The sequence below is a fragment of the Hyphomicrobiales bacterium genome, assembly GCA_030688605.1.
Lineage (GTDB): Bacteria > Pseudomonadota > Alphaproteobacteria > Rhizobiales > NORP267 > JAUYJB01.
Genome location: JAUYJB010000131.1, coordinates 1 through 10,228 on the forward strand (window position 1 = coordinate 1; position 10,228 = coordinate 10,228).

The 10,228-nt window shown below is 64.8% G+C and carries 13 protein-coding genes; 6 read left to right on the top strand and 7 right to left on the bottom strand.

Translation table 11 applies throughout. The annotated features are described in order from the left end of the window. Window positions 1–132: 132 nt before the first annotated feature. Both Q8P46_14260 and Q8P46_14265 read right to left on the bottom strand, forming a co-directional pair. Complete coding sequence (locus Q8P46_14260; protein ID MDP2621312.1) at window positions 133–771, bottom strand: MBL fold metallo-hydrolase; 639 nt, start codon at window positions 769–771, stop codon at window positions 133–135. A 116-nt stretch (window positions 772–887) separates the two neighbouring features. Continuing rightward, on the bottom strand, window positions 888–1,343 hold the full coding sequence (locus tag Q8P46_14265) for a hypothetical protein (protein ID MDP2621313.1): 456 nt from the start codon (window positions 1,341–1,343) through the stop codon (window positions 888–890). A 310-nt stretch (window positions 1,344–1,653) separates the two neighbouring features. On the opposite strand from Q8P46_14265, the gene Q8P46_14270 reads away from it, so the two are divergent. After that, window positions 1,654–1,866: a cold-shock protein gene (locus Q8P46_14270; protein MDP2621314.1), complete on the top strand. Its 213-nt coding sequence runs from the start codon at window positions 1,654–1,656 to the stop codon at window positions 1,864–1,866. A gap of 35 nt (window positions 1,867–1,901) precedes the next feature. On the opposite strand, the gene Q8P46_14275 is transcribed toward Q8P46_14270, so the two are convergent. Further along, window positions 1,902–3,173 (bottom strand): ornithine decarboxylase, encoded by a 1,272-nt coding sequence (locus Q8P46_14275; protein ID MDP2621315.1) that lies wholly within the window; start codon window positions 3,171–3,173, stop codon window positions 1,902–1,904. A gap of 221 nt (window positions 3,174–3,394) precedes the next feature. Here Q8P46_14275 and Q8P46_14280 point away from each other — a divergent pair, with 221 nt between their 5' ends. Continuing rightward, a complete protein-coding gene (locus Q8P46_14280; GenBank protein ID MDP2621316.1) occupies window positions 3,395–4,156 on the top strand; it encodes an NAD-dependent deacylase in 762 nt (253 codons plus the stop codon). Beyond that, window positions 4,153–4,641 carry a DM13 domain-containing protein gene (locus Q8P46_14285; protein MDP2621317.1) on the top strand — a complete coding sequence of 163 codons (489 nt, stop codon included), beginning with the start codon at window positions 4,153–4,155 and terminating at the stop codon, window positions 4,639–4,641. Before Q8P46_14280 ends, Q8P46_14285 begins: the two co-directional genes overlap by 4 nt. A 50-nt stretch (window positions 4,642–4,691) precedes the next feature. Here the strand turns inward: Q8P46_14285 and Q8P46_14290 are convergent, their stop codons facing one another. Then, entirely contained in the window at window positions 4,692–5,063 is a 372-nt protein-coding gene (locus Q8P46_14290; GenBank protein MDP2621318.1) for a hypothetical protein, read from the bottom strand. A 481-nt stretch (window positions 5,064–5,544) separates the two neighbouring features. Between Q8P46_14290 and Q8P46_14295 the strand changes: the two genes are divergently transcribed. Then, the gene (locus Q8P46_14295; GenBank protein ID MDP2621319.1) at window positions 5,545–5,862 is read left to right on the top strand and encodes a cold-shock protein; all 318 of its coding nucleotides are present in this window, start codon (window positions 5,545–5,547) and stop codon (window positions 5,860–5,862) included. Here Q8P46_14295 and Q8P46_14300 read toward each other — a convergent pair. The 3 genes from Q8P46_14300 to Q8P46_14310 form a co-directional block, all read right to left on the bottom strand. Beyond that, the gene (locus Q8P46_14300) at window positions 5,846–6,661 is read right to left on the bottom strand and encodes a sulfite exporter TauE/SafE family protein (GenBank protein MDP2621320.1); all 816 of its coding nucleotides are present in this window, start codon (window positions 6,659–6,661) and stop codon (window positions 5,846–5,848) included. The two genes, Q8P46_14295 and Q8P46_14300, sit on opposite strands and share 17 nt — an antisense overlap. 495 nt (window positions 6,662–7,156) lie before the next feature. Continuing rightward, window positions 7,157–7,441: a hypothetical protein gene (locus Q8P46_14305; GenBank protein MDP2621321.1), complete on the bottom strand. Its 285-nt coding sequence runs from the start codon at window positions 7,439–7,441 to the stop codon at window positions 7,157–7,159. Window positions 7,442–7,566: 125 nt separating this feature from the next. Continuing rightward, on the bottom strand, window positions 7,567–8,073 hold the full coding sequence (locus Q8P46_14310; GenBank protein ID MDP2621322.1) for a DUF5655 domain-containing protein: 507 nt from the start codon (window positions 8,071–8,073) through the stop codon (window positions 7,567–7,569). A 585-nt stretch (window positions 8,074–8,658) separates the two neighbouring features. Here Q8P46_14310 and Q8P46_14315 point away from each other — a divergent pair. Next, entirely contained in the window at window positions 8,659–9,327 is a 669-nt protein-coding gene (locus Q8P46_14315; GenBank protein MDP2621323.1) for a ribonuclease T, read from the top strand. Window positions 9,328–9,331: 4 nt separating this feature from the next. Beyond that, window positions 9,332–10,228 (top strand): hypothetical protein (locus tag Q8P46_14320; protein MDP2621324.1); only part of this gene is annotated, 897 nt, incomplete at its 3' end.

Below are 10,228 nucleotides of genomic sequence, written 5' to 3' on the forward strand. Positions count from 1 at the left end.
CTGTTGGCCGCTGCACCGCATCGCCCGGCGAGCCGCGCCTGGCCCCGGCGCAAAATCATCCCGGTCAAATGGGTCCCTATAACCATGAACCGCTCTAGTACCAGCCCAGGCGGCGCTCCGCGGAATGCGGGATTAAACCAAAAACGGGTTGTTCTGCCGCTCGCGGCCGATGGTCGAGGCCGGTCCGTGGCCGCAGATGAAGGCGACATCGTCGCCGAGCGGAAACAGTTTTTGCTTGATCGAGCCGATCAGCGCCGCGTGGTCGCCGCGCGGAAAGTCGGTGCGGCCGATCGAGCCGGCGAACAGCACGTCGCCGACCAGCGCGATCTTGGCCTGCGGCTGCACCAGCACGATGTGCCCCGGCGTGTGGCCGGGGCAATGCAGCACGTCGAAGGAGATCGCGCCGACGCTGACCGTGTCGCCCTCCTCGAGCCAGCGGTCCGGCGTCACGTCGCGGGCACCTTCGAGCCCGTACATGCGCCCCTGGTCGGCGAGCCCTTCGAGCAGGAACCGGTCCTCGCGCTGCGGCCCGACGATGTCGACGCCGAGCTTTTCCTTCAGCTCCGCCGCGCCGCCCGCATGGTCGATATGGCCATGCGTTAGGATGATCCTTTCGACCTTGAGTTGAAGCTCCCCGATCGCCTGCATGATGCGATCGACGTCGCCGCCGGGATCGACGACCGCGGCGCGTTTGGTCTCATCGTCCCAGATCAGCGTGCAGTTCTGCTCGAACGGCGTGACGGGAATGATGGCGGCTTTCAGCTCGGGCATGGGGGCTCCTGTCGCGGCCAGGTCGTGACCTGGGGCGGCCACAGACCTAGAGCGGTTCATGGTTATAGGGAACCATGAACCGCTCTAAACTGCACGGAGCAGCGGGGCAACCGGGATCAATCGATCAACAGGCCGCAGGTCACGTCGCCCTCGACATCGCAGGGGCGGTAGGTGCGCGGCGGGCTTTCGACCCCGTCGGAATAGACGAGCTGGACGCTCACCGTCTCCGCCCCGCCGAGCGGAAAGGTCAGATAGACCCGGTCCTTGGTCGGATCGACGTGAAACGGCATCTGGGGGTTGCATTCGGGCAGCGGAAAGCGCTGTGCGAGATCGCGGCCATTGACCGAGTAGCGGATTTCCTTGAGCCCGCATTTCCAGGTCACGAGGCCGGTGAAATAGACCCATTGGCGGCCGTCAAAGTTGCGGAACTGGATCCATTGTCCGGCGGTCGCCTGCAGCGCCGCGCGCATCTGCTCGACCGGCATCGTCGGCGCTTGGGCGGCCGCGCTCGACGGCTGTGCGAGGCCGGCCAGGACGGCCCCCGCAGCCAAGCGTGTCACGCGTCGCATCATGGTCTTTCTCCGCCTTGTCGGCCCCGCCGGCATCGGCCGCCAATTCTCGCCCGCCTGTCGGTCCCGGCCAAGGGTATTAAGGACAGGCGGCGCGCCGCGCAATCGATCCGGCGGCCCCTTGCGATTTACCGGTGAAGCGGTCATTAATAGAGGGGTCAGCGCGCCCCGGATACGGCGCGGCATCGGAGACGTGGTTGCGACGACTAGCCGGTTTGGTCTCATTCCTTTCCCCAAGTCTTCAAGATGCCGGGCAAGTAACTGGCCCGAAGCCGGCCTGCAATCCGTTTGTCTTGAGAGGAAACCCGCATCCATGCGCCAGAACGGTACGGTGAAATTCTTCAACGCCCAGCGCGGCTTCGGCTTCATCACCCCGGAGGGGGGCGGCAAGGACATTTTCGTCCATATCAGCGCGCTCGAGCGCTCCGGGCTGCCGGCGCTCAGCGATGGCCAGAAGGTCACGTTCGACACCGAGGAGGACAGCCGCGGCCGCGGCCCGCAGGCCGTCGACATCCAGCTTGCCTGATTTCAGCCGCCAGCGCCGAGACGGGACCCGGCCGCTCACTCTGCCGCGTGGCGCGCTTCCGGGATCGCTGCGCCCTCGGCGCCGGCAAGATCGAACGGCTCGTCGACGATCACCACCTTCTCTGGATAGAAGCCGTTGAAGCGGGTGCGAAGGCTCATCGAATAGGCGCCGATATGGCCGATCTCGATGAAGTCGCCGGTGTCCACCGTCTCCGGCAGATAGAATGGCCGTGACAGGACGTCGACGGAATCGCAGGTGGCGCCGAACACCCTGAAGGGGACGATATTCTGCGGGTTGCCCCGGCGCCGCACCCGCGCCGGATCGGGGATGAGGCGCGCCGGCAGCACGATCCGCCCGGTCCATGAATCCGACAGCGAGCCCCAGACCCCGTCATTGATGTAGATGCGCCGCCCCTTCTTCAACAGCACCCGCACGATCACCGAAAGGCAGCGCGCGACCACCACCCGGCCCGGCTCGGCGACCAGCGGAACGTCGGAAAAGCCCCACTCATGGGCCTCGCGCACCACTTCCTCGGCCATGGCACCGACCTGCGGCAGCGGCGGCGCCTCGCGCCGCTTCGGGTCCTGCCCGTAGGGCGCCGGAAAGCCGCCGCCGACATCGAGCACGGCAAGGGCCACGCCGGCGCGGTTGCGCACCCAGTCGGCGGACGCCAGCGCCCGCTCATAGGTGTCGAGGTCCTCGACCTGGCTGCCGACGTGAAAGCAGATGCCGCAGCGAAACCCCACCCGGTCGATGCGCTGCAACAGCTCCACGGCGTGGGCCGGCGCGGCGCCGAACTTCTTCGAAAGCTGATAGGCCGCATACCCCTTGGTGGCGAGCCGCACGCACAGCGTGATCTCCTCCGGGTCGAGGTCGAGGCCGTGCACCACCCGCAGGATCTTGGCGACCTCGTCCTCGTGGTCGAGGGCCAGGGTGCGGATGTCATAGGCCTCGAATGCAAGGCGGATGTCCGACAGCGCCTTGACCGGGTGCATGTAGAGGAGCTCGGCGTCGGCCGAGACGGCGCGCACGGCGGCGAACTCCCGCGGGCTTGCCACGTCGAAGGCGGTGATGCCCGCCGCGCACAGGGTGCGCAGCACGAAGGCCTCGCCGTTGGTCTTGACCGCATAGGCGGTCTTGCCGCCGAAGGCGGAGAGAAACGTCTGCGCGTCGGTGGCAAGCACATCGGGGCGGAAGCCATAGACCGGCACGTCCGGGCGCAGGCTGCGCACCAGCGCCTCGGCGCTGGAAAAGCGCGGCAGATCGGCCCCGGCCTCCGGGCCGGAGGGAATCGCATCGGCGGTCATGGCGCGACGCTAGAGCATTATCCGGCCGGATGGAATGATCGACCGGTCAGGGCACCTTTCTTCACCTCCCCCCTTGCGGGGGAGGTCGGCGCGCAGCGCCGGGAGGGGGTGAGCTGCACGAGTCAACACGACCGTTTACCCCCTCCCCAACCCTCCCCCTCATGGGGGAGGGAGCGGCGGCGGAGGTGGCACCCGCCGCCAGGCTGCCCTATCATTCGACCATGCACGCGACGCTCCCCAAAGACGGCCGCATCGTCATCCTGACCGGCGCCGGCGTCTCCAAGGAATCCGGCCTTTCCACGTTCCGCGACGCCGACGGCATCTGGCGCAAGGTGCGCATCGAGGACGTGGCGACGCCGGAGGCCTTCGGGCGCGACCCGCAGCGCGTGCATGATTTCTACAATGCCCGCCGCGACAGGCTGCTGGCGGGCGTTAAGCCCAACGCCGCGCACCGGGCGCTGGCGCGGCTCGAGGCGGAATGGCCGGGCGAAGTGCTCCTGGTGACGCAGAACATCGACGATCTGCACGAGCGCGCCGGCTCCAAGAGCCTGATCCACATGCATGGCGAGATCCTCAAGGCCCGCTGCACGGCGTGCGATGAGGTCAGCGCCTGGCGCGCGCCGATGAGTCTGCAAAGCCTCTGCCCCGGCTGCGGCGCTGCCGGCCATATGCGGGTGCATGTGGTGTGGTTCGGCGAGATGCCGCTGCAGATGGAGCGCATATACGCGGCGCTTTCCCGCTGCGACCTCTTCATCTCCATCGGCACCTCGGGCAATGTCTATCCCGCCGCCGGTTTCGTCGAGGAGGCGCGCTTTTCCGCCGGCGCCCGCACCGTCGAGCTGAACCTCGAGCGCTCCGAGGGCGCGCACCTGTTCGAGACCGGTCGCTACGGCCCGGCGAGCGAAATCGTGCCGGCCTATGTGGAGGCGCTGCTGTGGCGGGCACAAGGCCGGGCAGCCGTGTCAGGGAGGAGCCCATCATGAGCCGCAAAATCATCGTCACCGCCGTCATCGCCGGCCTTGTCGGCTTTATCGCCGGCAACGCCTTCTGGTATCTCGCCTCGCCTCTGTGGTTCGACCGTGTGGTCGACGAGGCGCTGCCGGCGGAGCTTCAGATCACCACCCTCGCCTCCGGCGCGTTCCGCGACGCCGACGCCGTCCATCGCGGCGCGGGGACCGCGACCGTCTATGAAAGCGCCACCGGGGCGCGGGTTTTGCGGCTTTCCGACTTTTCCGTCACCAACGGCCCGGACCTGAAGGTGTGGCTGGTGGCGGCGAAGAACCCGGCCACGTCGGCCGACGTGACTGGCGGCGATTGGCGCGCGCTCGGTCCCCTGAAGGGCAATATCGGCGATCAGACCTACCCGATCCCGGCTGACCTCAATCTCGACGATTATGGCGCGGTGGTGATCTGGTGCGAGCAGTTCTCGGTGCTGTTCGCCGCCGCCGACCTCGCCTCGGCTCGATGACCGGCGCCGGCCGGAGCGCGTATCGACAAGCAAGAGACTGGCGTCACAATTTATTCTTTCTTGACCAGCGTTCCCCCGATCGACAAGAAGTCATTTTGCAGCCGCTCGCAGAATTCCTCATTGGGCAAATTAACATTGAGTGATGCGTATTCGACGGCTACCCTATCTATTTCCTTTGTGAATTCGCTCCAGGACGAGTCACCCGCGATATTACAAGTTTCCGATATTTGTAGATACTTCTGTCTGGCTTGCTCCTCGACGTCCGGGCTGGGAACAAGATCGCAGCTATTCTCAAGAAACGTCACCACCACGGAGCTTCGGGCCATCTCCAGTATTTCAGCCTTGTCGAGCGCAATCGCCGATGGGGCCGCGACCGTCAACCCGAAAAACAATGCCGGTATCTTGAATTCGCCGTGTTTCATTTGCCACGCACTGGAGCCGTTCCCGGCCATATAGACCCATCTCACCCGGCCCCCAAGGCGGCATCGTTGAGACCGAAGGATGCCAGTTGCCGGAATGCTCCGCAAGTTTGTCCATTGTGCGACCTTCCTCTTGCGTGAGCCCACCCGCGCGGAACCCTTTGCCAACGGCTTCAAGCCATGGCTAAATACCGGGCGCGGGTCGGAGCGGACGGGGACAATGGAGAAGCCCCGACGCGTGGAGCCGCATCGAGCGGAGTGTGAAAGGGGCGGCACCGAGGAACTGAATTTCTCTTGCGCGACGGGGCCACGGACGACATGGCCAAGAATGCAGCACCGCCGGGGCTCGGCAGAGACGGCCCATGCGCGTTTCGTGCGTGGACTTGTTCTCCGTGTCGGAAGACGCTCTGAACAGGCGCTGGGAAACGCACGTGCCGGCGTGCGCCTTGCGCTGCGGACGGCAATCGGGGAACGGGAGAGACCCATGAACGATGAGGCGGAGCGGCAAAGCGGCACCGTGAAATTCTTCAACCAGTCCAAGGGCTACGGGTTCATCACCCCGGACGATGGCGGCAAGGACGTGTTCGTCCATGTCAGCGCCGTCGAACAGTCTGGCGTCGGTCCGCTCGATGGCGGCATGCGGGTGTCCTTCGCCACCGAGCCCGACAAGCGCGGCAAGGGGCCAAAGGCCATCGATCTGCAAATCGAGGAGCCTAAGGAATCCGAGGAGTCCGAGGAATCCGAGGAGTCCGAGGAATCCGAAGAGTCCGAGGAATCCGAGGAATCTAGCGAGTCGCCATGACCACCAGCACCGCGGCCAGATAGAGCAGGAACAATCTGAGCTGCAGGCGCTCGGACAGGCGGTGCGACAGGCGGATGCCGAGCGGGCTGCCGGCGAGCGCGCCTATGACGAGGCCGCCGAGCGCCGGCAGATAGACATAGCCGAGGCTGTTGGCCGGCAGGCCGACCTCGTCGAGCCCGCCGAGGATGTAGCCGGTGCCGGCGGCAAGACCCACGACGATGGCGAGCGCGGCCGCGATCGCCGAGGCCGTCTGGATGCGGTAGCCGCGGCGGATCAGGAACGGCGTCATGATCGCGGCGACGCCGATGCCGAGCAGCGCCCCGCAGACGCCGCCGATCACGCCATGTCCCCAGGATTCGGCCGCCGGCGGCAGCGTGCCGGAGACGCCCTTTGGCTTTTCCGGCTCCGTTTGCTTGCCCATGGCGCGGCGCACCAGCCGCGCCATAATGTAGAGCACGAAGGAGATGAAGAAGATGCGCAGCACCAGGCCGGGGAGCTGGTCGCCGATCAGGCTGCCGACGCCGGCGCCGACGGCGACCGGCAGGCCCAGCGCCTTCAACAGGCTCGTGTCGATGTCGCCGGAGCGCCCGCGCAGCGCCGTGGTGTAGATCGAGGTCAGCACCATGACGCAGAGCGAGGTGCCGAGCGCCAGGTGCATCATGTAGACCGGGCCGATGCCGGAGAGCGTCAGCGCCAGCACCAGCATCGGCACCACCGCGAGCCCGCCGCCCATGCCGAACAGACCGGACACCAGACCCGCCATGACGCCGGCTCCAATGTAAAGAAGAATGGCCCCCATGCGGCTACGCTCCTAAACCGTGGCCGAGCGCGACGAAGCGACGGGCCTCATGGCGCGAGACGGACCCTGCGGGTCCTCCTCGCCATGAGGGGTGGCTTTTCCGCTGATGGGACATCTCTCCTCATGGCGAGGAGGCGCATCGGCGCCGTCTCGAACCATGAGGCCACGGCAATACCACAGCCACCCCAGCGATCGGCGGCGCGATCATTAAGGCTCCGGCGGCTTGCCGCAAGCGTTTTGAGATGAAGCCGTTTTGATTTGTCCCCCCTCGCCCCCTTGATGGGGGAGAGGGATGCGAAGGGTTGGCGAATGCGGTGCATGAGCCTGACCCCGAGCTGGTTGAGGGGGTGCGGCGGGACATGGGATAATCGCCTCGTGATCCGTTCAGCCTTGCAGGTTTCGGGCGCGGCCGCATGGATGCGCGGGTCGAGCCCACGCATGACGATTTGGAAAAATCGGATTGTGATCCAGCAGCCGCCGGCGGGCGGATTTGGGCTATGACCCCTTGCCTTCGCGCAATACCTCGCGCACCGCGTCGCCGACGATGCCCGGCATGTCGTCGCGAAGCTGGCGGGTCTCTTGGCGAATCTGGCGAGTCTCTTCACGAACTTCGCGGATTTCCGCCTCAACCTGGTCGAACCGTTGCTCGGTCCTTTCCCGAAACCCGAGCAGGTCGCGGTGAACCCCCTTGACCTGCTCGGTCAGGAAGCCGAACGAGCCCTCAAGCTCGCTGACGCGGCGCTTCAAATCGCGGATTTCTGCCTCAACGTCCATGGCCATGGCGGATATATAGTGTTGGCAGCCCGGATGAAGCGCAAGCGAAATCCGGGAATGAAAGATCGGATTGGCACCATCACCCGGATTGGACTGCCGCTCCATCCGGGCTACGCTTGCTGTCTGGCTTTCTAAGTCGCTCGACGTTCATAGGCTAGCTGCATCAACTCTTTCAGAACTTCTGTCTTGCTCTTCACGTCACCTTTTGTGAGCCGAAGGCGATATATCCCCCAACGCTTGTTGTATTCAAGCGTCTCAATCCCCGCGTTCTCAATTTTCAAATCGATATCCTCCTTCTGGGGGAGTTTAAGATCAAGATTTATTTGATTTTTCTTAGGTCGAAATGCGACAAAATTGAATGGTTGTCCCTCCCGTGATAGCCCGATATAGAATTTATTATACTTTAATTCCAGCGATAGATCGAACTGTTTGACGATCTCCAGAAGCTCATCAGCCAGAGCAACTGTCGCCTTCGTGGCGCGCTGTTCCCAATAGGATCGATCGGTAGGAGCGGCCTCTGCGTCCTCATCCTCGTCGACGAGTCCGCGGGACAGCTCATCGACTACGGTAGTGAAAACAACTGAGACGTTCTCTCCGATCTTAAGTGCCTGCATTTGGATGGCAATGAAGGGCACCATTCCGTTAAATAGCGAAATGACATTAAGGAAACGGCTCGTTATGTCCTCCGCAATCAGAACTGCACAGTGGTCGTATTGCGGATACCGCTTCCGCTCAATATCCCAGTATTCAATTGTCCGAATGATATGAGGCTCGTCAGTCGCTCCCAGCTGTAGTTAAACCTCGTAGCGCCGCTTCGTCTCTCGATCCTGCAGAAGTAGGTCTAAGCGCCCCGCCCGCGGCTGAGCGCGTTCTTGGGCACGGAGAATGAGATCACCTAAGCCGAGAACTGGTGGATCCTCGGCGATCAATTTTTGAACCCATTTCTCAGTGAACTCAGGGTGTGCCTTGAGCCATAAGCGCTCGGGTTTGACATACGACGGAATCATTTCAGCCTCTGCTATATCCTGCGCCAACGACACTACACCATCCTTCGCCGGCATTGCAGCCCGTAGCCCGTGGGCTGAGTTGAGCAAAGCGAAACCCACCGCAAGAATGGGCGCTTCACCGAACGATGGGTTTCGCTTTGCTCAACCCATCCTACGAAGCTGTTGTCCCACTCGCCGCCCTTGCCGCAGCCACGCGCACGCCCGATGATGTCGGCCATGATGCCGCGTCGCGCCGTCCTGTTCGTGCTTCTCCTCGCCATCCTCCTCGGTGTCGCTGGCGGCGTTGCCATCTATGAAAGCCGCGCCGCGGATTACGACTATCTGGCGCTCGCGGTCACCTGGTCGCCGAGCTTTTGCGCCTCCGAGGACGGCCGCGACAATGAGAGCCAATGCGCCGCCGGCCGCCGCTATGCCTTCCTCGTGCACGGCCTGTGGCCGGAATATGCGCGCGGCTGGCCGGAATATTGCGCCACCGACCGGGGCTACGTTCCCGACGCCGTCATCGCCGAAATGCGCGACCTGATGCCGTCGAAAAGCCTCGTCATCCATGAGTGGAAGCGGCACGGCACCTGTTCGGGGCTCACCCCGCGCGGCTATTTCGCCGCCACCCGGGCGCTGTTCTCGAAGCTGCGCATCCCGGCGCGTTACATTGCCCCCGACCGCGCGATCGTCGTCAGTCCGGCCGGGCTAGCCGCCGATTTCCTTGCCGCCAACCCGTGGCTCGCCTCCGACATGATGTCGGTGCGCTGCGGCAATCGGCGCGATACCGCGCAACTCGGCGAGGTGATTTTCTGCTTCACGCGCGATCTTGAGCCGCGCCCCTGCGGCGGCAATGAGGGCCGCCAATGCGCGGCGTCGGAACTGACCCTGCCGCCGGTGCGCTGAGGCGATGCGGGAGGTCCTGCGGGCAGCCGGATTCGGTTACGCTTTCCTGGGGCGTCACGCCGGCGCGCTGGCGATTCTCGCCGCCTGGCGCATCGCCGTCGTCCTGGCGCTGCTGCTGGCCATGGACCATTTCGCCCCGGCCCGCGCGGCGGACCTGCTCGCCGAGACACAGGTTGCCGGCAAATATCTGGCGCTCGGCCTGGCGCGCACCCTGCTCTACGCCGCAACCTTGTCGCCGGTGGCGCTGGCTTGGCACCGCGCCGCTGCCGGCCGCGAGGCGCTGGCGCGCTGGTACGTGCCCACCTTCACGCGCGGAACGGCGCGTTATTTTCTCACCATCTCCGGCCTCGCCTTGGCGGCGGCGGCGCTGCTGAGCCTGGTGCTGTTCGCCGGCAACGCGCTCGGGACGTTGGTCGCCGAATATCTGCAGCTGTGGCGCGGGCCGCTTTCCAAGTTCACGTTCCTCGCCGGGACGGCCGTGGTACTTTGGGTGCTGGCGCGCCTGGCGCCGCTGTTACCTAAAGTCGCACTTGAGAATGATCGTACAAGTCTCAGGTTAACCTTGGTTTCTTCCCGACGCCGCGTAGCCGCATTGCTTTTCCTCATGTTCGCCTGCATCGCCCCGGCGCCGGTCGCCATGCGTATCGCCGCCCACTATATCGGCGAGTTCGCGCCCTCCCGGGCGCTCCTCGCCAAGGCGCTGGCCGAGCTAGAGCGGTTCATGGTTATAGGGAACCATTTGACCGGGATGATTTTGCGCCGTGGCCAGGCGCGGCTCGCCGGGCGATGCGGTGCATCGGCCAACAGCCGCAACACCGCCACGGCGCAAAAGAGCCCGGCCTTCGGTGGGCCAAATCGGCCTACCGGGTTCGTTGCGGCGCTCGCCCGATATCCCGTATCG

Excerpts from the sequence above, each read along its gene's own strand:
- Q8P46_14310 (MDP2621322.1), bottom strand. The coding sequence starts at position 8,073 with ATGGTGCCCTTCATTGCCATCCAAATGCAGGCACTTAAGATCGGAGAG.
- Q8P46_14295 (MDP2621319.1), top strand. The coding sequence starts at position 5,545 with ATGAACGATGAGGCGGAGCGGCAAAGCGGCACCGTGAAATTCTTCAAC.
- Q8P46_14275 (MDP2621315.1), bottom strand. The coding sequence starts at position 3,173 with ATGACCGCCGATGCGATTCCCTCCGGCCCGGAGGCCGGGGCCGATCTG.
- Q8P46_14270 (MDP2621314.1), top strand. The coding sequence starts at position 1,654 with ATGCGCCAGAACGGTACGGTGAAATTCTTCAACGCCCAGCGCGGCTTC.
- Q8P46_14285 (MDP2621317.1), top strand. The coding sequence starts at position 4,153 with ATGAGCCGCAAAATCATCGTCACCGCCGTCATCGCCGGCCTTGTCGGC.
- Q8P46_14265 (MDP2621313.1), bottom strand. The coding sequence starts at position 1,343 with ATGATGCGACGCGTGACACGCTTGGCTGCGGGGGCCGTCCTGGCCGGC.
- Q8P46_14280 (MDP2621316.1), top strand. The coding sequence starts at position 3,395 with ATGCACGCGACGCTCCCCAAAGACGGCCGCATCGTCATCCTGACCGGC.
- Q8P46_14305 (MDP2621321.1), bottom strand. The coding sequence starts at position 7,441 with ATGGCCATGGACGTTGAGGCAGAAATCCGCGATTTGAAGCGCCGCGTC.
- Q8P46_14300 (MDP2621320.1), bottom strand. The coding sequence starts at position 6,661 with ATGGGGGCCATTCTTCTTTACATTGGAGCCGGCGTCATGGCGGGTCTG.
- Q8P46_14260 (MDP2621312.1), bottom strand. The coding sequence starts at position 771 with ATGCCCGAGCTGAAAGCCGCCATCATTCCCGTCACGCCGTTCGAGCAG.
- Q8P46_14290 (MDP2621318.1), bottom strand. The coding sequence starts at position 5,063 with ATGAAACACGGCGAATTCAAGATACCGGCATTGTTTTTCGGGTTGACG.
- Q8P46_14315 (MDP2621323.1), top strand. The coding sequence starts at position 8,659 with ATGATGCCGCGTCGCGCCGTCCTGTTCGTGCTTCTCCTCGCCATCCTC.